General features: G+C 45.7%; 22 protein-coding genes and 1 pseudogene. 15 read left to right on the forward strand and 8 right to left on the reverse strand.

Annotated elements, in window-relative coordinates:
• Positions 1 to 73: 73 nt before the first annotated feature.
• The 11 genes and pseudogenes from katG (at position 74) to IEW88_RS04975 (ending at position 12,507) form a co-directional block, all read left to right on the forward strand.
• The gene (gene katG, locus IEW88_RS04930; RefSeq protein WP_147903289.1) at positions 74 to 2,260 is read left to right on the forward strand and encodes a catalase/peroxidase HPI; all 2,187 of its coding nucleotides are present in this window, start codon (positions 74 to 76) and stop codon (positions 2,258 to 2,260) included.
• A gap of 332 nt (positions 2,261 to 2,592) precedes the next feature.
• Positions 2,593 to 3,042, forward strand: a complete 450-nt coding sequence (locus IEW88_RS04935) for an OsmC family protein (RefSeq protein WP_147903290.1) — start codon at positions 2,593 to 2,595, stop codon at positions 3,040 to 3,042.
• Between the two features lie 245 nt (positions 3,043 to 3,287).
• A pseudogene (locus IEW88_RS18930) lies at positions 3,288 to 3,398 on the forward strand (helix-turn-helix domain-containing protein); the annotation flags it as partial.
• Entirely contained in the window at positions 3,399 to 3,830 is a 432-nt protein-coding gene (locus IEW88_RS04940; RefSeq protein ID WP_229670343.1) for a TetR family transcriptional regulator C-terminal domain-containing protein, read from the forward strand.
• Complete coding sequence (locus IEW88_RS04945; RefSeq protein ID WP_147903292.1) at positions 3,827 to 4,978, forward strand: efflux RND transporter periplasmic adaptor subunit; 1,152 nt, start codon at positions 3,827 to 3,829, stop codon at positions 4,976 to 4,978. Before IEW88_RS04940 ends, IEW88_RS04945 begins: the two co-directional genes overlap by 4 nt.
• The gene (locus IEW88_RS04950; protein ID WP_147903293.1) at positions 4,975 to 6,177 is read left to right on the forward strand and encodes an ABC transporter permease; all 1,203 of its coding nucleotides are present in this window, start codon (positions 4,975 to 4,977) and stop codon (positions 6,175 to 6,177) included. The genes IEW88_RS04945 and IEW88_RS04950 overlap by 4 nt, the downstream gene beginning before the upstream one ends.
• Position 6,178: 1 nt before the next feature.
• Entirely contained in the window at positions 6,179 to 6,889 is a 711-nt protein-coding gene (locus IEW88_RS04955; protein ID WP_147903294.1) for an ABC transporter ATP-binding protein, read from the forward strand.
• Between the two features lie 366 nt (positions 6,890 to 7,255).
• Positions 7,256 to 7,702, forward strand: coding sequence for a flotillin family protein (locus IEW88_RS04960; RefSeq protein ID WP_147903295.1), 447 nt, complete (start codon positions 7,256 to 7,258; stop codon positions 7,700 to 7,702).
• A gap of 832 nt (positions 7,703 to 8,534) precedes the next feature.
• Positions 8,535 to 8,885: a hypothetical protein gene (locus IEW88_RS04965; RefSeq protein ID WP_147903296.1), complete on the forward strand. Its 351-nt coding sequence runs from the start codon at positions 8,535 to 8,537 to the stop codon at positions 8,883 to 8,885.
• 315 nt (positions 8,886 to 9,200) lie between these two features.
• Positions 9,201 to 10,472 (forward strand): sensor domain-containing diguanylate cyclase, encoded by a 1,272-nt coding sequence (locus IEW88_RS04970; RefSeq protein WP_147903297.1) that lies wholly within the window; start codon positions 9,201 to 9,203, stop codon positions 10,470 to 10,472.
• Between the two features lie 73 nt (positions 10,473 to 10,545).
• Positions 10,546 to 12,507 carry a CHASE domain-containing protein gene (locus IEW88_RS04975; protein ID WP_185148544.1) on the forward strand — a complete coding sequence of 654 codons (1,962 nt, stop codon included), beginning with the start codon at positions 10,546 to 10,548 and terminating at the stop codon, positions 12,505 to 12,507.
• A 90-nt stretch (positions 12,508 to 12,597) separates the two neighbouring features.
• Here IEW88_RS04975 and istB read toward each other — a convergent pair whose 3' ends face one another.
• Both istB and istA read right to left on the reverse strand, forming a co-directional pair.
• The gene (istB, locus tag IEW88_RS04980) at positions 12,598 to 13,353 is read right to left on the reverse strand and encodes an IS21-like element helper ATPase IstB (protein WP_147903299.1); all 756 of its coding nucleotides are present in this window, start codon (positions 13,351 to 13,353) and stop codon (positions 12,598 to 12,600) included.
• Positions 13,343 to 14,842 carry an IS21 family transposase gene (gene istA, locus IEW88_RS04985; protein WP_147903645.1) on the reverse strand — a complete coding sequence of 500 codons (1,500 nt, stop codon included), beginning with the start codon at positions 14,840 to 14,842 and terminating at the stop codon, positions 13,343 to 13,345. The genes istB and istA overlap by 11 nt, the downstream gene beginning before the upstream one ends.
• A 49-nt stretch (positions 14,843 to 14,891) precedes the next feature.
• Between istA and IEW88_RS04990 the strand changes: the two genes are divergently transcribed.
• Complete coding sequence (locus IEW88_RS04990) at positions 14,892 to 15,362, forward strand: hypothetical protein (RefSeq protein ID WP_147903300.1); 471 nt, start codon at positions 14,892 to 14,894, stop codon at positions 15,360 to 15,362.
• 676 nt (positions 15,363 to 16,038) lie between these two features.
• Here the strand turns inward: IEW88_RS04990 and IEW88_RS04995 are convergent.
• The 3 genes from IEW88_RS04995 to IEW88_RS05005 all read right to left on the reverse strand — a co-directional run bounded on the left by IEW88_RS04995 (position 16,039) and on the right by IEW88_RS05005 (position 17,618).
• A complete protein-coding gene (locus IEW88_RS04995; protein WP_147903301.1) occupies positions 16,039 to 16,461 on the reverse strand; it encodes a hypothetical protein in 423 nt (140 codons plus the stop codon).
• Between the two features lie 7 nt (positions 16,462 to 16,468).
• Positions 16,469 to 16,984 (reverse strand): DUF2971 domain-containing protein, encoded by a 516-nt coding sequence (locus IEW88_RS05000; protein WP_147903302.1) that lies wholly within the window; start codon positions 16,982 to 16,984, stop codon positions 16,469 to 16,471.
• Positions 16,985 to 17,159: 175 nt separating this feature from the next.
• The gene (locus IEW88_RS05005) at positions 17,160 to 17,618 is read right to left on the reverse strand and encodes a hypothetical protein (RefSeq protein WP_147903303.1); all 459 of its coding nucleotides are present in this window, start codon (positions 17,616 to 17,618) and stop codon (positions 17,160 to 17,162) included.
• Between the two features lie 227 nt (positions 17,619 to 17,845).
• Between IEW88_RS05005 and IEW88_RS05010 the strand changes: the two genes are divergently transcribed.
• Positions 17,846 to 18,478 carry a hypothetical protein gene (locus tag IEW88_RS05010; RefSeq protein WP_147903304.1) on the forward strand — a complete coding sequence of 211 codons (633 nt, stop codon included), beginning with the start codon at positions 17,846 to 17,848 and terminating at the stop codon, positions 18,476 to 18,478.
• Between the two features lie 267 nt (positions 18,479 to 18,745).
• On the opposite strand, the gene IEW88_RS05015 is transcribed toward IEW88_RS05010, so the two are convergent.
• Positions 18,746 to 19,360: a CGNR zinc finger domain-containing protein gene (locus IEW88_RS05015; protein ID WP_147903305.1), complete on the reverse strand. Its 615-nt coding sequence runs from the start codon at positions 19,358 to 19,360 to the stop codon at positions 18,746 to 18,748.
• A gap of 126 nt (positions 19,361 to 19,486) precedes the next feature.
• On the opposite strand from IEW88_RS05015, the gene IEW88_RS05020 reads away from it, so the two are divergent.
• Complete coding sequence (locus IEW88_RS05020; RefSeq protein WP_147903306.1) at positions 19,487 to 20,422, forward strand: alpha/beta fold hydrolase; 936 nt, start codon at positions 19,487 to 19,489, stop codon at positions 20,420 to 20,422.
• A gap of 47 nt (positions 20,423 to 20,469) precedes the next feature.
• Here IEW88_RS05020 and IEW88_RS05025 read toward each other — a convergent pair whose 3' ends face one another.
• Positions 20,470 to 21,396 carry a LysR family transcriptional regulator gene (locus IEW88_RS05025; RefSeq protein WP_221411364.1) on the reverse strand — a complete coding sequence of 309 codons (927 nt, stop codon included), beginning with the start codon at positions 21,394 to 21,396 and terminating at the stop codon, positions 20,470 to 20,472.
• Positions 21,397 to 21,494: 98 nt separating this feature from the next.
• On the opposite strand from IEW88_RS05025, the gene IEW88_RS05030 reads away from it, so the two are divergent.
• Entirely contained in the window at positions 21,495 to 22,673 is a 1,179-nt protein-coding gene (locus IEW88_RS05030; RefSeq protein WP_147903307.1) for an MFS transporter, read from the forward strand.
• A 46-nt stretch (positions 22,674 to 22,719) separates the two neighbouring features.
• Here IEW88_RS05030 and IEW88_RS05035 read toward each other — a convergent pair whose 3' ends face one another.
• On the reverse strand, positions 22,720 to 24,417 hold the full coding sequence (locus IEW88_RS05035; RefSeq protein ID WP_147903308.1) for a glycoside hydrolase family 9 protein: 1,698 nt from the start codon (positions 24,415 to 24,417) through the stop codon (positions 22,720 to 22,722).
• Between the last annotated feature and the right edge of the window lie 63 nt (positions 24,418 to 24,480).

The following is a 24,480-nucleotide window of genomic DNA, read 5'->3' on the forward strand; positions in this document are numbered from 1 at the left end:
GTTGTTTATTCATAAGACTTTACTATCTTAAACATCAGTTTCATTTTTTCTTCAACACAAAAGGATGATTTCAATGGACAATACGACGAATAGTTCGGCCGGAAAATGCCCTGTAGTGCATGGGGGTAATACATCTGCTGCTAAATCTGTAATGGATTGGTGGCCTAATGCGTTGAACTTAGACATCCTGCATCAACATGATACTAAGACTAACCCCTTGGGAGATGATTTTAATTACGCTGAAGAGTTTAACAAACTTGATTTAGAAGCGGTCAAACATGATTTAAAAGCTCTAATGACACAGAGTCAGAGCTGGTGGCCTGCTGATTGGGGGCATTATGGTGGATTGATGATCCGCATGGCCTGGCACAGTGCAGGCAGTTACCGTATTGCTGATGGTCGCGGCGGTGGTGGTACAGGCAATCAACGTTTTGCGCCTATTAATAGCTGGCCGGATAACGCCAACTTGGATAAAGCTCGCCGCTTACTCTGGCCTATTAAGAAAAAATACGGCAACAAATTATCTTGGGCTGATTTAATTATTCTGGCCGGTAATATGGCGTATGAGTCTATGGGCTTTAAAACCTTCGGCTTTGCCGGTGGTCGTCAGGATATATGGCATCCCGAAAAAGACACCTACTGGGGCAGTGAAAAAGAGTGGTTAGCCAAATCGGACAGTGAAGGCAGTCGCTACTCTGGTGAGCGAGACTTAGATAATCCGCTGGCTGCTGTGATGATGGGATTGATTTATGTGAACCCGGAAGGCGTGGATGGCAAGCCTGATCCTCTGAAAACAGCACATGATGTTCGTGTAACTTTTGCACGTATGGCGATGAATGATGAGGAAACTGTTGCTCTTACTGCTGGTGGACATACGGTAGGTAAATGTCATGGTAATGGTCGTGCAGAGAATTTAGGTCCTGAACCTGAGGCTGCTGGCATCGAAGAGCAAGGTTTAGGCTGGAATAATCACAAAACCCGAGGGATAGGCCGTGATACAGTCACCAGCGGTATTGAAGGTGCCTGGACCACAAACCCTACTCAGTGGGATAACGGCTACTTTTATCTGTTATTAAACTATGACTGGGAGTTAAAAAAGAGCCCTGCCGGTGCCTGGCAGTGGGAGCCAATTAATATTAAAGAAGAGGATAAACCAGTCGACGTAGAAGACCCGTCTATCCGCTACAATCCGATCATGACAGATGCAGACATGGCGATGAAAGTCGATCCTGAATACCGCAAGATTTCAGAGCGCTTTTATAACGATCAGGCGTACTTTGAAGAGGTGTTTGCCCGTGCCTGGTTTAAGTTAACCCATCGTGATTTAGGCCCTAAAAGTCGTTACTTAGGACCTGATGTTCCGCAAGAAGATTTAATTTGGCAAGATCCAATCCCAGCTGTTGACTATACACTTACAGCTGCAGAAATCAGTGAGCTCAAAGCGAAGATCCTGGCAAGTGGCTTATCTATAAGTGAGTTGGTATCGACCGCATGGGATAGCGCTCGAACTTTCCGTGGTTCGGACTACCGTGGCGGCGCCAACGGGGCTCGTATTCGTTTAGCGCCTCAAAAAGACTGGGAAGCCAATGAGCCTGCACGCTTACATAAAGTGTTATCAACGTTGGAGAATATCCAGGCAGGTTTGAGTAAAAAAGTCAGTCTGGCCGATTTGATCGTCCTTGGTGGCTCAGCGGCTATTGAGCAGGCAGCAAAAGCAGCTGGTGTGATGATTACCGTGCCGTTTACACCGGGGCGAGGCGATGCGACGCAGGAGCAAACAGACGTTGAGTCGTTTGAAGTATTAGAGCCACTGCATGACGCTTACCGTAACTACCTTAAAAAAGACTATGTAGTCCAGCCTGAAGAAATGATGTTGGATAAAACTCAATTACTGGGTTTAACAGCACCAGAGATGACAGCGTTGATTGGCGGTATGCGTGTACTGGATACCAACTATGGAGGTGTAAAACACGGTGTCTTTACTGGTAAGCCAGGTGCACTAACCAATGATTTCTTTGTCAATCTGACCGATATGAACTACAGCTGGCAGCCCACAGGCCGCAATAGCTATAACATCGTTGAGCGCAGCAGTGGCAGAGTAAAATGGACTGCGACCCGGGTTGATCTGGTGTTTGGGTCAAACTCGATTCTGCGCTCCTACGCTGAAGTCTATGCTCAGGACGATAACAAAGAGAAGTTTGTGAGAGACTTTGTTAAAGCCTGGTGCAAGGTGATGAATGCAGATCGTTTTGACTGCTGAACTGATGTTGACGTTAAAATTATAGTAAATATCAGTGCTCATTCTTGAAAGAGGATGGGCACTTATTATTATTGACCTCCGAGGAGCCTATTAAAGTAAGGTCTTGCTTGGATAGCCTTTGCAGCCCACGTATTGCTCTTCAACTATTCATCACCTCCAGTTATATGTTGGAATGAAGCCTAAATCTGCTTAGGTCTTGAAATCAAACAAGCGGTAATCATCCATATACAGAGTTGATGTTAACTCAGTAAGGACATGCGCAATGAATAGCACTGTCTAAATATGGGCTGGATGTTGGTAAAGTTTTCACAGGTGTAATGAAGGAAATCAGAATGTCTGAATCTAACAGTTTTAGTGTTCAAATGCGGTTATTAGAAGGCTTTAAGTTTGAAATTGATTTTGGCAGTGCAGGCCAAGTCTTGACTGATGAACCTCCTCCGTTAGGCGATGGGGAAGGTCCGAACCCATCACGTTTACTTGCTGCAGCTGTTGCTAATTGTTTAGCAGCGAGTTTGTTATTTGCTATTCGCAAGTTTAAAGAAGACCCTGGACAGGTTAGCGCTCAAGTACGTGGAGATTTAGAACGTCAGGAAGGTCGTTGGCGTATTAGTAAGTTAAGTGTTGAACTTAACCTTGGGACAGAGGCGATGACAATACCTCATCTGGAGAGAGCATTGAGCCAGTTTGAAAATTTCTGTGTTGTGACACAGAGCGTAAGACAGGGGATAGAGGTATCAGTAAGTGTTCGCGACAGTAATGGTGATTTACTCCATCAAGGATAAAGCAGCCTCAATGAATGAGTGCTAAAGCGAAATAAGATGTATACAAATTTATAACAGGCTAGATGAGTATTAGGAATCTGCCCACAGTAAAATAATTCTATTGAACTATTAGTGGAAAATGGGTAGTTGAGATTTTTCTAATATTAGTTAAGATAGTAATAGATTACTTTCTTTTTGGGGCGGACGTGTAACGGAAAAATCTTACTGCAGATGAACGCAAGGCAGCGACCGTTAGTGCTGTTCTGATGTTGGCTGCAGAGCAAAACCCAAGCGATATAACGACCTCTGCGATTGCGCAGAAAATGGGATTAACACAGGGGGCTCTATTCAGACATTTCGATAGTAAGGATTCCATTATGGAAGCCGTCATGAGCTGGGTCGCTGACAGCATTCTGAACCGAATTGAAACGGCCGCGCAAAACGAATCGTCGCCTTTAGCCGCATTACGTGCGGTTTTCATGACGCATATACAGTTTGTATTTGAGAACCCCGGAGTACCGAGACTGCTTTTGAGTGAGTTGCAACGCCCAGGCATTACCAAGCCTAAAGAGCAGACAAAAAGCATGCTCACTGGTTACAAAACCAAACTCATACAAATTTTGGAAACTGCCATTGCTCGCAAAGAACTGCCACCGGAACTAGATATTAAAATTGCTGTTGTGATGTTTATTGGCTCCATACAAGGGCTGGTTATGCAAGCGCTAATTGCCGGTGACGTCAGTCTTATTCGTCGTGATGCCGCTGGTGTTTTTGCAATTTATCTTCGTGGCATTGGAAACAACAAATGAAATTAACTCCGAAGCAACGCCAAAGTATTCCGTTAATAGTCTTCGTGCTCCTGTTACTTACAATATTTATATTTGTTGCTGTGCGATCTGGGCCGCTTGCGCCGATTTCTGTGACTTTAAGTACAGTTGAATCCAGAACGATCTCGCCGGACCTTTCAGGGGTAGGCACAGTGCAAGCCCGTTATACCTACAAAATAGGTCCAGTCATCACCGGAAAAATTGCAAGCCTGAATGTAAACGTTGGTGAAAGAGTTGAGGCAGGGCAATTACTGGGTGAAATGGATGCTGTAGATATCGCTCAAAGGCTCCAGGCTCAGGAAGCTGCTATTAGAAGTTCTGAGGCTGTTGTTTTACAAGCAACAGCAAAAGAGGATTATGCCAAAAGTCAGGCCCGGCGCTATGAGCAACTTATTTTAACCCGTGGTACCAGCGAAGAAACACTCCTCTCAAAACGTCAAGAGCTGGCAATAGCCAGTGCAACCCTCAGTGCGAGTATCTCGGAAATGGCTCGACTGCGCGCAGAGCGGGACGCGTTGTTATCCCAACTTAAAAATCTGAATTTGATCGCCTTTGCCGATGGTTTGGTTGCAGCCAGAAATGCCGAGCCAGGGTCTACAGTGACTGCCGGGCAAACGGTCATCGAAATTATTGACCCCGATAGTTTGTGGATAAACGCCCGATTTGACCAGCATAGTGCAGAGGGGTTAGCGGCAGGGCTTCCTGCAGAAATCACGTTGCGTTCCCGCCAATCTCAAACTCTGGCAGGCTCTGTACTTTGGGTCGAACCCAAAGCTGATGCAGTTACCGAAGAAATGTTAGCCAAAATTGTTTTTGCCACTACGCCAACACCACTCCCATCTATTGGAGAATTGGCACAAATCAGATTACGACTACCGGCTCTAGCTGAAACACCTACAGTGCTAAATGCTGCTATTCGCACACTGAACGGGCAACGCGGTGTCTGGAAACTAACCCAGGATGGTATTCTCTTTGTTCCAGTTGTACTTGGACGAACGGATCTTGACGGTTATGTACAAGTACTTGAAGGTTTGCAAGTGGGTGATCAGGTCGTGTTATACAGCGATAAAACTCTCAAAGCGGACAGCCGGATTCACATTACGGGGTCTTTGACAGGAACGTCACGTTGATTAGCCTGGCTGGTAGGGACATTCTTCATTCCTGGGGTAAATTCATTTTTACCGGTATAGGTCTAGGGCTTTTGATAGGTGTGACGCTCATTATGGCCGGCGTCTATCGTGGCATGGTCGACGATGGCAGGGTGTTGTTAGATAACAGTGGTGCGGACCTTTGGGTTGTTCAAAAAGATACTTTAGGTCCTTATGCCGAATCATCGAGCCTACCAGATGACTGGTGGCGGTCCTTCGCCAGCTTGCCAGGTGTCATGGGTGCTTCAAATGTTACTTACTTAACTATGCAGGTAAAAAAGGGCGAACGGGATGTTCGTGCCATGGTGGTAGGTATTGCACAAGACGGACCCACTGCAGCTGGCTGGCCACCGCAACTTGTCGCAGGCAGGCATATTACACGGAGCCACTACGAAGCTGTGGCTGATGTTGCTTCAGGCTTTGTGTTGGGGGATGAATTAAAAATCCGTCGTAATTTCTACAAAGTAGTAGGACTCACGCGCCGGATGGTATCTTCAGGCGGTGATCCGATGATATTCATCCCGCTCAAGGATGCACAAGAAGCTCAGTTTCTCAAAGACAACGATGCCATTTTAATGCAACGCAGACGGACCGAGGAAAATCCAATCTTTAACCGTCCAAATGTACCCGGATTGCTGGAAGCGGTAATAGAATCGCAGATCGTTAATCATTCAGTGAATGCGGTGTTAGTCAGAATTAAACCCGGCTACTCGGCCGAAGAAATCGCTACTTCGGTCCGTCGCTGGAACCGCCTCACCGTCTACACCCGTCAACAAATGGAACAAATCCTTATCGGCAAGTTGATTGCCACCTCTGCCAGGCAAATTGCTATGTTTCTGGTGATTTTGGCGGTCGTCAGTGCTGCGATAGTTGCATTTATTATTTACACACTGACGATGGATAAAATCCGAGAAATCGCGGTGCTTAAGCTTATCGGGACCCGTAACTGGACTATCTCCTGGATGATACTGCAGCAAGCGCTTGTGCTCGGATGTCTGGGATTTGTTGTAGGCAAAATCACAGCTACTTTTGCTGCTCCTTATTTCCCCAAATACGTGCTTTTGATGCCATTTGATTCAGTTATTGGATTTTTTGCGGTTGTCGTGATCTGCATTTTATCCAGTATTGTTGCTATCAGAATGGCTCTGAAGGTAGATCCGGCAGAGGCGATTGGGGGGTAATATGGCCAAGCAAGGCATTATTATTGAAGGACTGAGCAAACAATATGGTTATGGTGATACGGCGTTTTTGGCACTAAAAAACGTAAATATGCATGTAGCTCCAGGTGAGGTCGTTGGGCTAATTGGACCGTCTGGCTCAGGGAAAAGTACCTTATTGAAATGTTTGGGGGCCGTCATCGACCCTACTGCCGGGCGAATGACACTGGGAGATGAAGTCATCTTTGATGGGGCGTGGCATGTCAAAGATCTCAGAGCATTACGCAGAGATAAAATAGGTTTTGTATTCCAAGCACCCTACCTCATCCCATTTCTCGATGTTCTGGATAATGTCGCACTATTACCAATGCTTGCAGGTGTAGATAACACAACAGCCAGAAAACAAGCACTTGAATTGTTGACTGCACTGGATGTTCAGCATCGTGCATCTGCGATGCCTTCGCAGTTATCTGGTGGAGAGCAACAGCGTGTTGCGATTGCCCGAGGCCTGGTTAATAGACCGCCGGTTATTTTAGCCGATGAGCCAACGGCACCGTTAGACTCAGTTCGAGCACTTGCGGTGATACGGATGTTAAACGATATGGCAAAACGTTTCGAAACAGCTGTAATTGTTGTCACACATGACGAAAAAATTATTCCTACTTTTAAAAGGATTTACCATATTCGTGACGGCGAAACCCACGAGGAAGTTGGAGAAGGAAGAGCTCTTGGTTAAAGTGTAGTGGCTAACTGAATTTGGTCAGTTGAGAAGAGTTGATGTAGCCCTTTGGGTTCACGAAGAAATGAATGTCCGCAAATAAGGCAAAGCAGAGATTCATTTTTTCGAGAGTCCTGGTTTTAAGCAACCGCAATTCGCTCAAAGCGCAGATCGGTTCTGTGCCAAAAGCTGACTTTGCAGCTTCTTCAATTTGAACATCCACTTTCGATAAAAACGGCAACGCCAGCAGAATTATTCAGATTTAACCCAGTGGTTTATACCGCTTAAGTGTAAACTATAAAAAGTTCGGCGCTGAATGTTAACGTATGAAACTCAAGCCGCCAGACTATTGAGTAAGTTCCTGCTATGCATTGAGGTTAAATTATGAAAAATCTGTTTGTAATACCTGTAATCGCTTTTGTCTATTTATGGACTGCGCTCGCCTCACCAGTGCAGGCTGATCCAGCAAACAAAGCAGAGAAAGAGACATATAAAAAGCACAACGAAGCCAACAGGGAAGCTGCAAAACGTGAACTAGAACTGCACAAAGAGGTTAAGAAAGAACACCGCGAAGCGCAAAAAGAAGCAGATAAGGTAGATCGGGAATATCGCAAAGATGTAGCTGAAGCACAACGCGAAGCCGAGAAAGATCGGGATGAATATCAGCGTGAGCGCAGTAAAGATGTTGAGGAAGCGCAGCGCGAAGCGGAGAAAGATCGAGATGAATATCAGCGCGAACGCATGAAAAAGGCTGAAGAAGCCCAGCGTGAGTCACAAAAAAAGGCTAACAAAGACGCTCAGAAAAAAAATAAAAAGGATGACGATTTTTGAGTAAGTAGTTGAAGTTATAATGTAACAATTGTACTCGATGGTCAGTTTCATTCTGTGTTGAACATGAAAAGTATTTTTGCTTGATGCTTCCTATGAGATGACCTTCGATGGTCGTCTCATATTCAAGATACAAGGCTCACGAAAAAACGAATGTCCTTCACTAATAATGTAAGACAGATATTCTAATTATTCATGAAGGACTTTTCTGAACGACCGCAATTCGCTCAAAGCGCAGATCGGTTCTGTGCCAAAAGCGGACATTTACCCATGAAAACTGTAATAACCGCTTCACGCTCATAGTGAAGATCGCCCCTGCGCCATTAACCAAAATTCGTGCCATTTAGCTTTTACTGAGCCACAAAAGATTAATAGTGCAGAACTTTACTTAGGTATTGACGTTCAGGACGCCCTTGCAGCATCAGAAAATTTGGATATTTTAAGTGCAATAGGTGCCTTCCTAGTAAAACACTTGCGATATCAACGTTATTTAACTACGTTTAATATAAATAGCGTTCCTTGCTGAGTTTGTTATGGATATCCGGTTTGTCAATGAGTCGTAGTTCAACCAGCAGCTGTTAAGATGGCGCGATGCTGGTCCTTCACTACTATCGTTACCAAGAGTTGGTCGAGTGGGTCAGCAATATCGAATTTCTATCGTGGATATTAATAACGATGGAGAGTATGCACTTGAGCAATCTTTTTCATGTTATCAACAACTACTAGCCTGGTATGGTGCTATGCTAGATGAAATTTCTTAGGCTAGCTGCAATAGTGATCAGAGCTTAAAAACTTTGTTTTATTTCACAATGGATATTTAACCGAGGATTACCCCGTGTTGTTCGAAATCCTTATATCACTGGTATTTGCAGCAGTAATTCTTTATCTATTTCGTACCTTTAATACATGGGGAACTGACCGGCAGTTCTACGAGAATTTGAAATCTCAATCATACAAGTTTTTGAGTGAAGAGGCGTTAGCCCAAGCTCTGCGTGAAGCGGACAAGGTAGGATTGGGTAAGAGTTTTCGGGATTACATAGTCGGTATACTTGAGCATACCGATGAGGAAAAAATAAGAGTTGGTCATCTACTTTGGATTTTTGATCAATTAGAGGCAGGGATTGTGTTTGCTGATTGTGGCGTGATTCCGAAATTTACCGTGCATGATAACGTTTCATTTAAATAAAGTGTGCCATCAGGCTAGCGACTTATGTCAGACGCATTAGACGGACCTCTCTACACAATATTATTTCACACTCACTTTTCGACATATTCAAGCGTTTCCAGTATGATTAATCTCTGAATTTGTTATTTTTTTTAACCTTAATATCAAAATTATAGACAATCAAGAGAGTAACCGATGATTTGAAAAGCGTTGAGTGTCCATAACAGTGTCAAAAACATACTTTTGCTCTAATAATCAAAACCATTTATACTTAAGGCCTTGATTATATAAGCTGTTCATGTAAGTGTTTCGTTTTCAGCGGAATAGAAAAACTCGATGGGAAGTTCTGAACTTAGCTTGCTGCAAATGGCTGTCATGCAGTCTTGGAATGCGGTGGTGATTACCAGTGCCGACAGAGCAGCAGGATATCCTGTAAAAATTGCGAATCCTGCTTTTTGTAAGATGACAGGTTATGCAATTGATGAGTTGTATGGTCAGTCCTTGAAGATGTTACAAGGTCCTGCTACAGATCAGGAGGTGATTAACCGGCTTAGACATTGTCTTACCAGTGGTGAATACTTCGAGGGTATGACGACTAATTACCGCAAAGATGGTTCGCCATATTTGGTGCGCTGGAATATCTCACCGGTACGAGATGAAGAGGGCGACATCACGCACTTTGTTTCAGTGCAGCAAGATATGACTGCGTATGCCAAGGTTGAAGAGACCAGTAAAATTCTTGGTCAGGCATTGGATGCCGCAGCACAGCCGATACTCGTTACCGATGCGCAAGCTAAGATAATCTTTGCTAATCAAGCGTTTTGCCAGGTAAGCGATTATGAAGAATCAGAATTAATCGGCAATACACCATCACTTTTCAAGTCAGGCTTACACGACGATGACTTTTACAAGAACGTAAAAGCATCTTTAATGACAGCAAAGACGTTCCAGGCAATTTTCATTAATAAACGTAAAGACGGTACCTTGTATCATTCTGAGCAGAGTATCTCCGCTATCAAAGACCAAGCTGGTAACATTACTAACTATGTTAGTGTTGGAAAAGATGTCACTGAGCGACTTCGTGAAGAGCAAGCGCTACGAGAATCGGCAACAGTGGATCAACTAACTGGTTTGTTTAACCGCAATCATGGTAAGGCGTTGTTAAGCGAGGCTTATAGCTTTACTCTTAGCCGGGAAGAGCCCATGAGTCTCATTCTTTGCGATATTGATCACTTTAAGCAGATTAATGATAGCTTTGGGCATCCTGTTGGTGATCAGATCTTAGCTCAAGTATCGGGTCTACTTCGAAAGTCGGTTCGGGGTAATAATCGGGTAATTCGTTGGGGCGGCGAGGAGTTTTTGATCCTGCTTGAAAATTGCACTGATATGGTAGCGGCAGAATTAGCTGAACGCTTGCGATTGAGAATTGCTTCAGAGCAGTTTCAGAATGTAGGCAAGGTCACCGTGTCACTGGGAGTTGCATCATTATTTCAGAAAGAAAGTTTAGAGCAGCTGATCAGCCGTTGCGATGAAGCCTTGTATAAGTCAAAACGTAATGGTCGAAACCAACTAACGTTAGCTACCATGAACGAGTTTCCAAAAAATTGAACGACATATCACCTGCACGTGAAATACCATCAAGTAAAACGATATGTGGTCTGAGATTTGGAACATGTCTAGCATGAATGTATTAGGGAAGTCGAGCCATGCCATCCAGTTTCTATTGGCTGTAGTGGTTTTTGTTCTTGGGCTGGGCTCCACTGCCGTGATATATCAAATTATTGTCAATTCTGTTCACGAACGTGAGCAAGTCTATTTCGAGTTTCGAGCCCGGGAAGCTGTTGAGCGAATTAAGAGCCGTATGGCAGCCTACCAACAGGTACTTCGTGGCACGGCAGGTATTTTTAATATTTACAAAATTGTCGACCGACATCAATTTAGAGATTATTACGAGCGTCAGGCTCTTGAACGCTATTTACCTGGCATCCAAGGCATTGGATTTGCCAAGGCAATTCATCCATTAGAACTTCAGGTACATATTGAAAAAATTCGTGCTGAAGGGTTTCCATCCTACAGCGTACTCCCTGAAGGCCAAAGAGATCTTTATTCCTCGATAATCTATCTTGAGCCATTCTCGGGGCGTAACTTGAGGGCGTTTGGCTATGATATGTACTCTGAGCCGGTGAGACGCTTCGCCATGCAACGGTCAATGGACACTGGTGAAATGATGCTCTCCGGTTGGGTTCGACTGCAGCAGGAAGTCGGAGTTCATGAGCAAACAGGGTTTCTGATATATCAAGCCGTGTATGATAAAGACCTACCGGCTGCTACGGTGGCAGAGCGCCGGGCAAGTTTGCTAGGTTGGGTTTATGCACCGTTTCGCATGACTGACTTCCTGGAAGGACTTATGGGAGAGCAAGAACGCGATCTGGTTATAGACATTTTCGATGGCAAAGAATTGCGTGCCGCGGCGCAAACTCACTTTGGTAGTTTAAATAGAGATGATGTTTGGCCAGAGTTTGAGTCAGTCCATCAGTTAGATTTGCTGGGGCAAACCTGGACATTACGCATTCAAGCAAGTAAGAGCCTTTTGCAACGAGTCGAGACCGGGTTGCCGAGAGTTATTGTTTTAACTGGTGTCATGTTGAGTGGTATGTTGTCTGTTTTAGTTTTTATACTAATTTCAGGCCGGTCGAGAGCAGAAGCTCTGGCGAGGGAGATGACAGAGGACCTTTCAATGGAAAGGGCTAGATTGAATGCTTTTCTGGAAGGTACCCGTGTTGGCACCTGGGAGTGGCATATTCAAACTGGTGAAACTGTATTTAACCATAAATGGGCAAAGATTATTGGCTACAAGCTTGAAGAGCTTGAGCCAATCTCCATAGAAACTTGGATCAAACTCACACACCCGGACGATTTTAAAAAGTCAGAACAGTTGCTCAAGCAACACTTTTTGGGTGAGACACCTTTTTATGAGTGCGAGGCTCGCATGCGTCATAAGGACGGACACTGGGTGTGGGTTCTTGACCGTGGCAAGGTTGGGAAGTGGGATGATGAAGGTAAGCCCATCATTATGTATGGCACCCATCAGGATATCACCCGCAGTAAACTTCAACTGGAAACTTACCACCGAGGGGCCTATCACGACGTTTTGACTGACCTCCCTAACCGACAATTGTTTAATGAACGCATTTCGCAGGCACTTGCCCTGGCAGAGCGCGAAAAAACGCATCTGGCTGTGTTCTTCATGGATCTGGATGGGTTTAAGACAGTCAACGATATCTATGGTCATGAAGCCGGCGATGTTGTGCTTAAAACGGTAGCTAATCGTATTGAACAGTGCATACGCGCATCGGATACGCTTGCCAGATTAGGAGGAGATGAGTTTGTAGTGCTGCTACAAGATATCGTTGACGAACAAGAGGCTATCGATAAGGCGACTAAGTTCCTCGCCGAAGTTAAGTCCCCCATATCTCTGCCTGCTGGTAGTGAAGCAAACATTTCAATGAGTGTTGGTATCGCGCTGTACCCACAGCATGGGATAACAAGCGAACAACTTTGTAAGCGGGCTGACCAAGCAATGTATCAGGTGAAAAAAGGCTCAAAAAATGGTGCGTTAGTTTATCAGAACGATGATTGTTGATTTGCAGGCAAAACTGATCCACTGTTTGCATCGAATTTTGATCCGCTTTACTCAGCCATTATGGGCATGAGATTTGGGTTTTCGCAAGCATCACCTCCTCGCTGTTTTAGCCTTTCTGCTTGATTCTTTAAACCGATAACTATTGTTGCCTGTTTCGATGATATGGCAGTGATGGGTCAGGCGGTCTAATAGCGCTGTCGTCATCTTTGCATCTCCAAACACTTTGGGCCATTCGCTGAAGCTTAGGTTTGTTGTGATGATGACACTGGTTTTTTCATACAGCTTGGCCAGCAGATGGAACAACAGCGCTCCACCATGTTGACTAAAGGGCACATACCCCAGTTCATCCAGAATGACCACATCCACACTGCTCAGTCGTGCGGCTATCCTGCCGGTTTGGTCTTTGCGTTTTTCCAGCTCCAGTGCATTCACCAGCTCTAACGTCGAGATAAACCGAACCCGCAACTGATGATGTTGAATGGCTTGGACGCCCAGTGCTGTTGCTAGATGGGTTTTACCAGTACCGGGACCACCCACCAGCACGATATTCTGGCTACTTTGGATAAAGTCACAGCGGTGTAAGTCCTGTACCAATCGTTCATCTACTTCGCTTTCCTGGAAGTTAAAACCGTACAAGTCGCGGTACGCCGGGAAGCGGGCAGCACTCATTTGATAAGCGACGGAGCGAACTTCCCGATCAGCCACTTCGGCTTTGAGCAAGATATCCAGTATGGGCAGTGCTTGTTGCCAGGCCGGAGCGTTTTGTAAGCTTAGGTCCTGCACACTTTGGCGCATTCCATAGAGTTTCAACTGTTTAAGCAGCGCTTGCAGGGCTTCAATGTGCATAACCACCTCCTAATTGTTCGTAGCGGCTGATATCGCTGATGGGTTCAATGCTCAGTTGCAGATGTGCTGCCACAGGGACTGGCTCGGGTGGCGGTGTCTCCATCAATCGGTGCAGGCAGTTGATGACATGGTCTTTGGAGGCGCAGCCACTTTGCAGAGCTTCCGTAATAGCTTGCTCCACCAGTTCAGCTTCATGATGCAGCACCAGAGCCAGCACATCGACCATCTGTCGGTCACCACCGATTTTACGCAGCAGCACCTGCTGCAATTGCTTAAAGCTCTCAGGCAAGGTTTGGAAGGGGGCACCGTTTCGCAGTGAACCCGGTTTACGCTGTGCCACCAGTAAGTAATGCCGCCAGTTGTAGAGCACCTGACCCGGCGCATTGTGGTCTCGCGTAAACACACGCAGATGCTCTGTCACCTTCCTGCCTTCGGCAATGATATGGAGCACGGTCGGATAGACCCGAAGGCTGACTCTGCGGTTAGCAAAGCTTGCAGGCACACTGTATTTGTTGTTCTCGAAGGTGATGAGGCAGGTCGAGGAGACCTGTTTGCTGTGTTCGATAAAACCGTCAAAGCCACTGCTGATGTGCATCAGGTGCAAACGCTCTTCCTGCAAGCACTGCCAGAGCGTGTGAGGTTTAAACTCCGGGTGCTGTTGTTGTTGCCACACCGCTTGGCATTCTTGTTCCAGCCAGTCATTGAGCGCTTCAAGCGAGTTAAATCCAGGTGCTTTATGCCACAGTGCATACCGACCATCCTGCACCGCTTTTTCCACCTGACCTTTTTCCCAACCGGCTGCCGGATTACAGAAATCAGCTTCAAACAGATAATGACTGGCCATCGCCTGGAAGCGTTTGTTCACCACCCGCTCTTTGCCACGACCAATTTTATCGACAGCCGTTTTCATGTTGTCGTAAATACCGCGCTCAGGAACTCCACCAAACACCCGGAAGGCCTGCGTGTGCGCATCAAACAGCATCTCGTGGGTTTGCGTCCAGTAGGCCCGTTGGTAACTGACTTTACTGTGACAGAGCTTAAAGTGCGCGACTTGTACTTTCACCTTCTTGCCACCAATGGACACCCAGTTCTCGCCCCAGTCAAACTGAAACGCTTCACCTGGCGCAAACTGTAGCGGCACATACACTTGTTTGCTGACCGTCTGCTGCTGACGCCACAACCGGGCAAAGGCTGCCACCCTGTCGTACGAACCGGTGTAGCCTTGTGGCACCAACTCGTGATACAGCTGCTTGACCGTTTTACGTTGTTTGCGCGGCTTTTTTACCTCTCGCTCAAGCGCTTCTGTGAGCAGAGTTTCAAACGCATCCAGCTTGCTGACACAAGCTCGCTGGGGATACGCAGGCTCGACCTGCTCTTGGCTTAAGTACTTCTTCAGGGTATTTCTGGATAAACCAGTACGTCTGGCAATCTCCCGCTTAGACAGTCCTTCACGGAAATACCATCGTCTTATTACGCTTAAAAGGGCCACATCTAACACTCCACATTCTCCTGCCAGAACCGGACAGGATTGATTAAAAATGTGGATCAGTTTTCGATGCAAATCTGTGGGGTCAGTGGATCACTTCTGGGTGCAATTCAACAAGTTAGTTGTTACCAAGGAACTGCCGGAAACTTCCTCCCTTGACGATATTGCTGGCCCAGATACAGATTCTAATGGGGTTCGGGATGATGTTGATGGGTATATTCTGTCGTTACCGGTTACACCTTCACAAGTAGCAAGATTGCAGGAGCTGGCTAAATACTTACAGTTGGCTATAACCGTTGAGCCATCTACTCGACAAGATTCGAATGAGTTTGCCCAAAAAAAAGCACTTGCTCAATTCTGCGCAACCACCTCATTCACAGATAGAAAGTTGGCGAGACAGTATCTTCAAAAGATACAGGCCTACACCGCGAATACACACGAACGGGCCTTGAGATACAATGGTTATAATCATTCTAGAAACGGTTCTGTTTTGACATTGCCGTCGCCTTCAGATTGTAATTGATGGCTTCTGTTTGTACAGATAAACGTTTGTGCGACACGATTAATTCGAATATTAAAAGGCCTATGAGGTGCGTGTCGTAAACTACTTGACCTTTTACTGTTATCCGGGCTCCAGAGAAACCTACCAATGTCTTTGCGTAAGTCGCTTCACCTGGTTGGGGGTTATTGTACTGCATAGCTAGCTCTGTCACAGCACAAACACACGACCGAACTATTGACACATTCTCAGTTCATTGACGCGCCAAGTTCATTTGGTAATGAGTTGCAGAAAGGATGCAGAAAGAAAAAACTTCCTCTTGAGAATCGCTATGAAGAACAACACTATGTATTTATGCATCAAGCTCGTTTCATATGATTATGCAGAAAGGATTTGTGGGGTTTGCAGAAAGGACCCGTAGACCCTGAGATTTAACTCTACGCCCAAAAGACAATTAGCAATAAATGGAGTCAAATTGATATGACCAAAACAGTTCCTCAAATGGCTTTACCCAGCACCTGCAGGGCCGGCAGTTTTTCATCTCAAGGGGAAATTATGCGAACTGTCACCATGTCCTCTGTGATCTCTCGAATGGAGAGAGCTGCAGCCAGGAAAGCAGCTAAAGCCAAGAGTTCAGGTTAACATAGATATTCAGCGTAGATGCGATTAACTCGTCAATAAACCAGTCAATGACTAGCTTTTACATCATTTTGAAATAGACCTCAAATCTATCTTGGTCTTCAAAAGCCTTGTAAAAAATCAGATTTGAGCTGAAATTCTTGTTCTGCTTACACATTTTGATCGCTTCACTGATCTGCTGATCCGGCACTCTACAGCCGAAATAAATAGCTCTGATAGCATCAGGTTTAACCCGCTTAAAAAGCATAAGTTGCCCATTAGAAGATATAGAATCATCATATCTGACTTTTTGGACATTTCTAAAAGGACAATTTAAGTCTTCATTTTCAAAAGTATAAACATCAGGCCCGCCTTTGAACTGAATTTCTCGTTGCTTAAGATGTATATCGAAATCAGATTTAGAAAGGTGTTGATAGTCCGCCTTCAAGATAGCAACATCGGCTTCAGACAAAGGCAGTAGAAATCGATGCTCTTTTTCATACATCCAATCATCACTTTTTACGAAAGCAATATGGCGAAAAAAAATCATCTTCATATATGGAATGTATACACTCATGAGGCATATGCAGACCAGGTCGTCTACTATCATACATTACGCGCACTGGCTTTCTCTCAACAATTCTTGAATCCTCCACCCCACTATTTGAAAAATGGAATATTTCATCACTGTTGAATAGTTCAACAACAATCCCCTTGTGTTCATTGGCATAGTGCGACCACATTAATAAGCTGTGTGGGTTTTCTGTAAGGGAGATAATCCCGAATTTCTCCAACTCTCCCTCTAATTCTTCTTTAATGCTTCCATGTTTATGGTTAATTTCATCATCAGAAATATAGCCAGCGCCCTCTCCATAATCATCAGTTAAAAAAGCAATTTTCTTTCTTATTGCTTCTTTTGTTGGCTTAGAGTCAAACGGATCGTTTAAGCTTGATGGCTGCGTCAACCTAAATAATGGTTGCTCAAAGAAATCCATCCGTAGCGGCATATACTTATATAATGTTTTCAATTTTATGCCTCAGTAGAACAATTTAGCATCAATTGGGTCATATTGGTCCAACGGAGACTTGGCCTCCCTTCTGCCCCAGAGAAATCAGTATCGCCTGCAGAACTAGGCTCGACTTAATCCAAAGCCCGTATTGCAAGCCGTGCTTGCAATACGATTGACTTACCGTCCATACCAGCTACAAGATCCCATTCAAGCAACCTAGCTTAGACGCTTGCTCGGAGAACCCTGAAAGATTTACGACGAATGTGTTTGGTACATTCTTATAGTCAGTACCACGGACAACCAGCCGTTTTGAATCTTTAATCTGCTTAATAACAACTGCACTATCTTCATTGCGAAGAAAGCGAGAATCTCCACCTGTGCCACTTTCGGCCTGCAGAACTTTTACCTCACCCTGATCAAAACGAAGGGCAATGTTATTGCTTTTATTTCCTAAGTAGTCATCGAAATTAAAATAGACATCATAACCATCTTTTCCATCACATCTCACAACGACAGCGCCACGCGGCTCACCCAGCGCTATAACTACGCTTGTGTCGCGATCAGTCATTAAATCTACATCCTTATCATAAATCCACTCCGCTGCAGCACTGAATGATGTTGCAAGAGCAGCTGCTAACATTAGCATTTTCATAAGCTTATTCCTTTTATATTATAGAAAACTCTAATGTAGCAGACAGGAGCTCTCTATAGCCCTAAAAAGGCAACTTACATCTACGCAACAAACATTCCGATTACTTATGACTCTTTTCCTGGGTGAAAACTTAAAGTAGACACTCGGAGGACCTTTGCTAACACAAAGAGCTGGCACAATCCTTGATAAGTAAACTCAGTTGTCATTTAGTGAAATAGGGAGCTCCTATGATCGATAAAAGCTTTTTAAGATACGCATCGTTGGCTATTTTTTTAACGTTAACCGGGTGTGCTGGCCAGGGAGGGTTATTTGGTGTTGGTGAATTTGAGATTATCGAAACCGACAATCGTTTTAATCCAACCGGTGAATCACTTATCATAAGCAAGAACAATCGTATCTCTACCAAGTCAATCGCAGGAGGGGTTCACATAGATAGTAATGGAGTGTACGTAAACCCTTCTGTTACGAAATCCAAAGACGGTGGCGAAATTAGCGTGTCGTTATTGATTGTCAACCATACAAGCCACGACACAGCATTTGGTTCACCTAATGTACTTGGTAAGCCAGAGAGAATATCTTTTCTTATAGATAACGGAAAACTAATTGAACTTAAAATTTTCGATGCTGAACACGAATGGGCTGACACTCGTTACTACAACTCAGGCACAAGGTCTGTCTATACTCAGATAATGGAATCTGGAGTTGCACCACTTACGAAATCGCAGTATAGAGAAATCATGCAGGCGAAAAACCTCGTTGTTAAACTCGTGGGAACCAAACGAAGCGTAACTTATGAGGCCAGTGAGATTTCACAATCATTTCAAGAGAATTTGTCTCTTTTCTATCAAAACAATATGTAACTGTAGCTAGGAAAAATGCTTACTAAGCTACCCGGGACCACATCGATTGATGCCTCTTGCGCCTTATTTAGGTAAATGTAAAGTCATTACCTCGTTTTGTTAATGGCTTTACATTTTGTAACGATAAGAACTGCGGCTTAACCTATCTCATTGTTTTTTAAGTTAGTTTGTCTTTACATTTTTAGAAGTGTAATAGCCCCGTTCTAAGCAACAGAATATGTTCGAACTAAATTTAAGCCTCTGACATCAGAGGCTTTTTTATGTCATTTATTCTTGTACAACATCTGAACTACCGCTTCTCTTCCTAAACTGTGCCGCTTTATATCTGTTGCCGCATATAGCCATGCTGCACCAGCGGCGTTTGTGGGCTTTGGTGCGGTCGTAGAACCACAAAATACAGTCGGGGTGTTCACATCGTTTCACCAAATCAACTTTGTCTTCGACCAGTAGTTCAGCGATAGCTTGTGCGACCGGGCCTAATAAAGTTCCAATGCCGTTGCTGTGTGAAATACGGCTCAACTTGAGCTTGCCTTCTGCATCCCTTGCCAGATGAGGCGCAGTATCAAAAGCGCGTAGATACTGATTTAACTCGCCGATCTCCAGTGGTCTTTCTTCTTTAAATGCGCTGATGAGTTGCCGCGCCAGTGACCGTAGGGCTTTGGCCTGAGTCAGCAGTTCACCGGCGGCAAAAGTCTTACCCTCTGCTGCCAGGGTAATGTCGTAACGTGCCAGCCACTGCAACACATCATCATCACTGTTCCAGAATTCAATAGCTTTACCATCATTACGGGCTTCTGTATTGAGCAAGTCCATTGCTAAATGATCGCCCAGCATAGGTGCGCCAGTTAAAGTTTCTTCATGCAGAATTTCTGAAACAACCATAAGTAACCTCTAAAAATACATTTGACAGGTTACTTTGTTTAAGCCAGACTGATCTTAAGTAACCAATTAATTTAAATTATACGGGTTACTAAGTGATATTGCCAACTTTAACTTTACGGAGTCACTATGAACACGAAACAACTGTTACTGGCAGCTGCCGCTTTAACTGCCTCTCTTTCTGCCACAGCGGCAGAAGATAAGGCGCAAGTGCGTTATCAAAGCCTGGATGTGCAGGGTGTGAATGTTTTTTACCGCGAGGCGGGCTCGCCACAAGCACCAACCCTGTTGTTGTTGCATGGTTTTGGCGCTTCGTCTTATATGTTTCGGGATTTAATGCCAAAACTGGCAGAAAAATATCATGTGATAGCACCGGATTTGCCTGGTTTTGGTCAAACCACCATCAAGCCTGGCGTAGCATTTACCTATAGCTTCGATAATCTGGCCTCAGTGATTGATGCGTTTACCCTGGCTAAAAAGCTGGAACGTTACGCGCTGTATGTGTTTGATTATGGTGCTCCGGTGGGTTGGCGTCTGGCGGTGAAGAACCCGGACAAGATCACAGCTATTGTCAGCCAAAATGGTAATGGCTACGAAGAGGGCCTGAGTGAAGGTTGGGCTGATATGCGCAAAGCCTGGGCTAACCCAACAGCGGAAAACCGCGAAGCTCTGCGTAAGTTCAACACGGCAGAGATGCTGAAATGGCAATATACGGAAGGGGTTGAAGATAGCTCAGTGATAGCGCCTGAAGCTTACCAGTTGGCTCACGCAGCTATTGAACGCCATGGTGTGGATGCACAGATGGACTTATTGGTGGATTACGGCAGTAACGTGAAACAATACAGCCAGTTGCATCAGTTCTTCCGCGCCAAGCAGCCACCTTTATTGGCGATTTGGGGTGAAAAAGATCCGTTCTTTCTTCCTGCTGGCGCCAAAGCATTCCAGCGTGATAATCCAAAAGCTGAAGTACAGTTTTTGAATAGTGGTCACTTTGCTATTGAAACCCACGGCAAGGAAATAGCTGCAGCTATGCTGGAGTTTCTGGACCGTAGCATCAAGCCTTAAAGTTCATCAGCATCACAACGGCGGGCTTAAGGCCCGCTTTGATGATTTTAATCTGCAGTTTTTGCCTTGCCCGTCATTTTCTCCACCAGATAATCAACAAAGACTCTGACTCTGGCAGGCATAGTGTGACCCCCAATAAAAACCGCATGAATGGCTTCGCGGTCTTGCGGATTGTAGTCTTCAAGTAAAGCCACCAGTTGGCCTGTGGCCAGTGCCTGCTGTACATGAAAACAACCAACACGGGTAATACCTATGCCCTGCAGCGCCAGTTCGACCAGGGTCTCTCCATTGTTCGCTATCACATTGCCGCTGACGGCGAGCATATAGTCCTGATTATTTTCACGAAAAGGCCAGCCAGGCTCTAAGCGCCTGAAACTGAAATCCAGACAATTGTGATGGGCTAAATCAGCTGGTGTTTGTGGGGCTCCGGCTTTGGCCAGATAGTCGGGGGAAGCAAGCACAACACGGCCCGTTTCACCCAAACGACGGGCATGCAGGCCGCTATCTGGCAACTGGCCAAAACGAATTGCCACATCGACATGGCCTGCCTGAACATCGCGGATTTGGTCTGATACATCGATTTCAATACGAATATCCGGGTAGCGCTGCAAAAACTCTTTCAGCAGCGGCACTATAGTCAGGCGGCTATGGGCCGTTGCCGTCGTCACTTTAATACTGCCACTTGGACTGCCCCTGCTGGCAATGCTGCTTTCTGTATCTGCTAAATCTTTTAAAATTCGCCGGGCGGCCAGCGCATAAGACTCGCCTTCACTGGTTAAACGCAATTTGCGGGTGCTGCGCACTATCAGCCTGACTCCCAGACGTTTTTCCAGACGGGTCATAATACGGCTGACGGCGGATGGCGTCAGATCGAGTTCACGGGCTGCCGCACTTAAACTGCCGGTGCAGGCAACGGACAAAAAGGTCTCCATTTCTGCTGTTCGGTCTGTCTTTCCTGTCTTTTCAGCGCTCATTTGTGACTCCACGGCAAAACTGAATGTATCCTGCGCTACTTTTTCTCAGTGTTGTGATTATTTATATTCCTTCGCGTCACAAATTAGCGAGACTTTGCATGAAAATCAATATTCCTTTACTGGCCCTTGCTTTGGGGGCTTTTGGTATAGGTGTCACCGAGTTTTCCCCTATGGGGATGTTACCTGTGATTGCCAATGACCTGGCAGTTTCTATTCCAACTGCTGGTATGTTAATCAGCGCCTATGCCTTTGGTGTGCTGATTGGCGCACCTTTAATGACTTTAGTTTTTGCCAATATGAGCCGTCGCAACCTGCTGCTGTTGTCTATGGGCATTTTTACTCTGGGTAATCTGATCTCTGCTATGGCGGATAGCTATAACCTGTTGTTATTTGGCCGTATTGTCACCTCATTTAATCACGGCGCTTTTTTTGGTGTGGGCTCAGTGGTTGCTATGAGTATTGTGCCGCCAGAAAAGCGAGCTGGCGCTGTAGCTGCTATGTTCTCTGGTTTGACCATCGCCACTATTGGCGGGGTACCTTTGGCTACTTACATTGGTGAAGTGATTGGCTGGCGTCCTGCCTTTTTTGCTATGGCTGTGATAGGGGTAGTGACTATGCTGGCGCTGCGTTTGTCATTACCGCCACTGGCGAATGAAAGCAAAGCCAATGTGCGTAATGAGCTCAGAGTACTGAGCAAAGGCTCTGTGTTAGCGGCCTTACTGTTAACCGTAGTCAGCTCAAGCTCAATGTTTACTGTCTTTACCTACATAGTGCCTATATTGCAGGATGAGACTCATGCCTCGACGGCTTTTGTTACCTCCATGCTGGTGTTGTACGGTACAGGTTTGGCGCTAGGCAATTATCTGGGCGGCCGTTTTGCCGACCGCTCGCTGGATTTAACTCTGATCGCCTCTTTGGTGGCTGTCACTCTGTTATTAGCGCTGCTCTCCGTCACAGTGTCATCGCCGATGATAGTTGCGCCTTTAATCTTTTTATGGGGCATCGCCAGTTTTGCCTTGGTGCCGCCACTGCAATCTTTGGTGGTACAGGAAGCCAAAGCAGCGCCTAATTTAGCTGCAGCTATGAACATCGGAGCTTTTAATCTGGGGAATGCTTTGGGCGCTGTGCTGGGTGCTGCCATTATCAAAGCAGGTTTAGGCTTAAGTTATGTGCCTTTGGCTGGTGCTGGTACCGCCTTGCTTGGGCTTGTGATGGTGTTGTGGTTCAGGCGTGGCCGTCAGCAAGGCAGCCAACAAAGTCCGGTTACGGCTAATTAAACAGAAGAGTCTAAAGCAGCCTGAATGTTCAGGCTGCTTTGTTGTATCAAGGTTTTGGAATGGGCTGAGAAAAAGCAGCCAGCATATAGACTAGCGGCGCATTCCAGTTGATAGCTATTTCGTTGCTGGCATAGCTGCAGTAATCATCAGCATAAGATTTAGCGGGTAACTTGCTACTGTACTGGCATTTATCCTGCTGCCCTGGTTGTGCACCACCAGCTAACCAACCTGGTACAGGAGCCTGAATTCCGTCCGCTTCAGAAGGGCGATGATGGATATGTTGTGGGCTTTTTATGCCAAAACCTGTGACATAAGACAAATCGAGCGGATTACGGCCCAGCACATAATCGACCAGGCCTTGCATCGCCTGCAGATAAGCGGCTTTTGGCGTAATTTGATTGGCTTTGTATAGCAGAATGGCTTTATTCATCGCCACCGCATTACTGCCCCAGACAAAATCTTCCGCGACCATTGCCACTTTATAAGCTGAAGCCTGATGTTGGGCGACAAACTGATCGGCTACTTTGGCGATAGCGCTGAATACCAACTGGCGTTGCTCTGGTGTCAGCTGGTTTGCTTGTTTTGCCAAAGAGAAATAACCCAAAGCGGCGACCGAAGCCCATGAGGCGGTTTGTGCTGGCTGAGCTAATTGAAAAAACTGCTGCAGGTAAGGCTGTTCCCCTGTCAGTAAATAAAGCTCTGCTGCAGCCCAGGAGAATTCATCGGCCAGATGTTGATCGCCGTAAGGGCCTGTGCTGACATCTTTTGGTTGTTGATAATAAATAGCCTGATTCTTACTGGCCCATTGCCATGCCTGAATGGCCTGTTGTCTGAACAGAGCCGCCTTACCAGGCTGCTGCGCTTCAAATTCGCTGAGTACTCTGCTGGCTTTAGCCATGACAGCGGCAAAGTTTAAACTGGCTGCTGTGGTTTTTTGCACCAGATAACGTTCTGCTACTGCCTGGTGTGGCATAACAGTGCCATCAAAATTCAGATTAGTCAGTTTATGATAAACCCCACCGTCGGCTGGGTCCTGCATAGTGCTGAGCCAGTCCAGATTCCATAGCACTTCATCCAGCAAGTCGGGCATATTGTTGCCGGACTCAGGAATAGTCCATTGTCGCTCGCGGTAAAAGTCTTTGAAATCAGTCCAGGCATCTAACAAGGTGTAGGTGGTGATGCCTGAATTCACCACGTATTTATTGTAATCACCGGCGTCATACCAGCCTTTGGGCGACTGAACTACAGTGCCTGTAGGGCGGCTGGCTGAAGCGGCTGAGGCATGTATTTTTATCTGATTATCCGGATGTCCGGCAGGCCTGGCCCATACACCTGCATAAGCCGGTTCCAGCTGCTGTGAAGCTCTGTTGAAGTAATAAGCTTTAATAGCTGCATCATGCAATTGGGCATAAGGTTGGGCGGCAATCTGCAGTTCAACCGGGGCATAGCCTGCAACTTCCAAGCGATAACGGCCATTAGTTTGTACCTGACTAAAATCAGCAATACTGACGGTTTCGCCTGCAGGTGCCCAAAGCTGAGCCTCTGAACTTCGGCCTTTAAAGACCATCTTGCCTGATGGTAAAGCGACTAACTGAAAAGTGTGTTGGTTTTTCCCTGGGATCACGGCCAGTTTTTGGCCCTGGCTCTGATAGCCACTTTGATTCACTTTCAGCAAAGCGGGTGGCTCTGCTGCGCCGCAAGTGGCAACAAAGGCAAAACAAAACACAGGAAAAGCCAGACGCATAACAAAATCCTTGTTCAGGGAGTCAGACTTCAACCTTGCTGTGTTGATAAGGCTGAAGTCTTT

The sequence above is a fragment of the Rheinheimera tangshanensis genome (assembly GCF_014645135.1).
Classification (GTDB): domain Bacteria; phylum Pseudomonadota; class Gammaproteobacteria; order Enterobacterales; family Alteromonadaceae; genus Pararheinheimera; species Pararheinheimera tangshanensis.

Bases quoted from the DNA above. Each gene is read 5' to 3' on its own strand.
- katG (WP_147903289.1), top strand. From the start codon at position 74: ATGGACAATACGACGAATAGTTCGGCCGGAAAATGCCCTGTAGTGCAT.
- IEW88_RS04935 (WP_147903290.1), top strand. From the start codon at position 2,593: ATGTCTGAATCTAACAGTTTTAGTGTTCAAATGCGGTTATTAGAAGGC.
- IEW88_RS04940 (WP_229670343.1), top strand. From the start codon at position 3,399: ATGGAAGCCGTCATGAGCTGGGTCGCTGACAGCATTCTGAACCGAATT.
- IEW88_RS04945 (WP_147903292.1), top strand. From the start codon at position 3,827: ATGAAATTAACTCCGAAGCAACGCCAAAGTATTCCGTTAATAGTCTTC.
- IEW88_RS04955 (WP_147903294.1), top strand. From the start codon at position 6,179: ATGGCCAAGCAAGGCATTATTATTGAAGGACTGAGCAAACAATATGGT.
- IEW88_RS04960 (WP_147903295.1), top strand. From the start codon at position 7,256: ATGAAAAATCTGTTTGTAATACCTGTAATCGCTTTTGTCTATTTATGG.
- IEW88_RS04970 (WP_147903297.1), top strand. From the start codon at position 9,201: ATGGGAAGTTCTGAACTTAGCTTGCTGCAAATGGCTGTCATGCAGTCT.
- IEW88_RS04975 (WP_185148544.1), top strand. From the start codon at position 10,546: ATGAATGTATTAGGGAAGTCGAGCCATGCCATCCAGTTTCTATTGGCT.
- istB (WP_147903299.1), bottom strand. From the start codon at position 13,353: ATGCACATTGAAGCCCTGCAAGCGCTGCTTAAACAGTTGAAACTCTAT.
- IEW88_RS04990 (WP_147903300.1), top strand. From the start codon at position 14,892: ATGTGGATCAGTTTTCGATGCAAATCTGTGGGGTCAGTGGATCACTTC.
- IEW88_RS04995 (WP_147903301.1), bottom strand. From the start codon at position 16,461: ATGTATGAAAAAGAGCATCGATTTCTACTGCCTTTGTCTGAAGCCGAT.
- IEW88_RS05005 (WP_147903303.1), bottom strand. From the start codon at position 17,618: ATGAAAATGCTAATGTTAGCAGCTGCTCTTGCAACATCATTCAGTGCT.
- IEW88_RS05010 (WP_147903304.1), top strand. From the start codon at position 17,846: ATGATCGATAAAAGCTTTTTAAGATACGCATCGTTGGCTATTTTTTTA.
- IEW88_RS05015 (WP_147903305.1), bottom strand. From the start codon at position 19,360: ATGGTTGTTTCAGAAATTCTGCATGAAGAAACTTTAACTGGCGCACCT.
- IEW88_RS05020 (WP_147903306.1), top strand. From the start codon at position 19,487: ATGAACACGAAACAACTGTTACTGGCAGCTGCCGCTTTAACTGCCTCT.
- IEW88_RS05025 (WP_221411364.1), bottom strand. From the start codon at position 21,396: ATGAGCGCTGAAAAGACAGGAAAGACAGACCGAACAGCAGAAATGGAG.
- IEW88_RS05030 (WP_147903307.1), top strand. From the start codon at position 21,495: ATGAAAATCAATATTCCTTTACTGGCCCTTGCTTTGGGGGCTTTTGGT.
- IEW88_RS05035 (WP_147903308.1), bottom strand. From the start codon at position 24,417: ATGCGTCTGGCTTTTCCTGTGTTTTGTTTTGCCTTTGTTGCCACTTGC.